This is a genomic window from Rhodoplanes sp. SY1 (genome assembly GCF_046000175.1).
GTDB lineage: Bacteria > Pseudomonadota > Alphaproteobacteria > Rhizobiales > Xanthobacteraceae > Rhodoplanes.
In genome coordinates this window covers 1-1,200 of sequence record NZ_JBEOMB010000387.1, presented here as the reverse complement: position 1 = coordinate 1,200, position 1,200 = coordinate 1, and the positions used below count along the sequence as shown (strand labels likewise).

General features: G+C 72.7%; 2 protein-coding genes. Both read right to left on the bottom strand.

The annotated features are described in order from the left end of the window. Positions 1-480: EAL domain-containing protein (locus tag ABTU92_RS29855; RefSeq protein WP_408095161.1), on the bottom strand; the 480-nt coding region annotated here is incomplete at its 3' end. A gap of 121 nt (positions 481-601) precedes the next feature. Then, positions 602-1,200: response regulator (locus tag ABTU92_RS29850; protein WP_408095160.1), on the bottom strand; the 599-nt coding region annotated here is incomplete at its 5' end.

Genomic DNA, 1,200 nt, shown 5'->3' with positions numbered 1-1,200 from the left:
CAGCGCGTCGGCGATCGCCTGGGCGCGGCGCATGTCGCGCACGATCTGGTCCTCGGTGACCTCGACCATCAGGCCCGGCCAGTCCTGGCTTGCCGGGCGATGCGCCGCGACGATCTCGGCGATCGGCAGGCGGCCGAGCACGTGCACGGGCACGTTGATGGCGAGGCGCAGGTTGAAGCCGGCGGAACGGAACACCGACCAGTCGGTGAGGGCCGAGATCAGGGCGTATTCGGACAGGTCGAGCAGGCTGTCCTCGTCGATGCCGGGCAGGAAGCGCCCGGGCAGCAGCACGCCGAGCTCGGGATGGCGGATGCGGGCGAGCGCCTCGGCGCCGGCCAGGCACTTCTTCCGCAGATCGATCTTGGGCTGGTACCAGAGCTCGAGCCAGGTCTCGCGCAACGCTTCCGCGACCCCGACCTTGCCGGCCGGTGGGCGCCCACCCGCGTCGCAGCTTCCTGTGTCGGTCGGCTCGCTCGTCATCGTCCCCCCGGCTGGACATGTCCGGCCGCGATCTCCCGGAATGTTACCGAATAGCCGAAGTCCCTTAATCAAAAGTGTCGGCCGGTCCGCGCGGCCGGCGGTGCCGTCCGGCCGGCTCGGCTCAGCCGCCGCCGGTGCCGGCGTGGCGCAGCCCGGTGCCGATCGGCTGGACCGCGAGCTCGACCTCGATCGCGCCGGCCTGCTCGAACACCAGCGTGGCGGGCAGCCGGTCGCCTGGGCGGAGCTGGCCGGCGAGGCTCGCGAACACGGCCTGCCACGGAAAGCCGGGCTTCAGCTCGATCGTCTCGCCGGGGCCGATCGGAAGGCCGCGGGCCAGCGTGCGCAGCCGCGCGTGCCCCTCGGCATCGAGCGAGCGGCCCGTGTAGACGATGACCGGCACCTCGGCGAGCGAGGGATCGGCGCTCATCGCCTCCAGCACGGCGAAGCCCGTCATGTCGGGCAGGCGCAGATCGAGCACGACGCCGTCGCAGGCCGCCTGGCGCAACGCGGCGAGCGCTTCGGCTCCGGTCTCGGCGGCCGCGATCTCGAGGTCGTCGTCGCCGAGCAGCTCGGTCAGGGCGATACGGGAGGCGCGGTCGTCGTCGACGATCAGCAGGCGCTTGCGTGGTCGTGTCACGAACGCCCGCAGGCGCTCCAGCGCAGCGTCGAGCCTTTCGGCCGTCGTCGGCTTGGCGAGGGCCGCGAAGGCGCCGCGCGCCA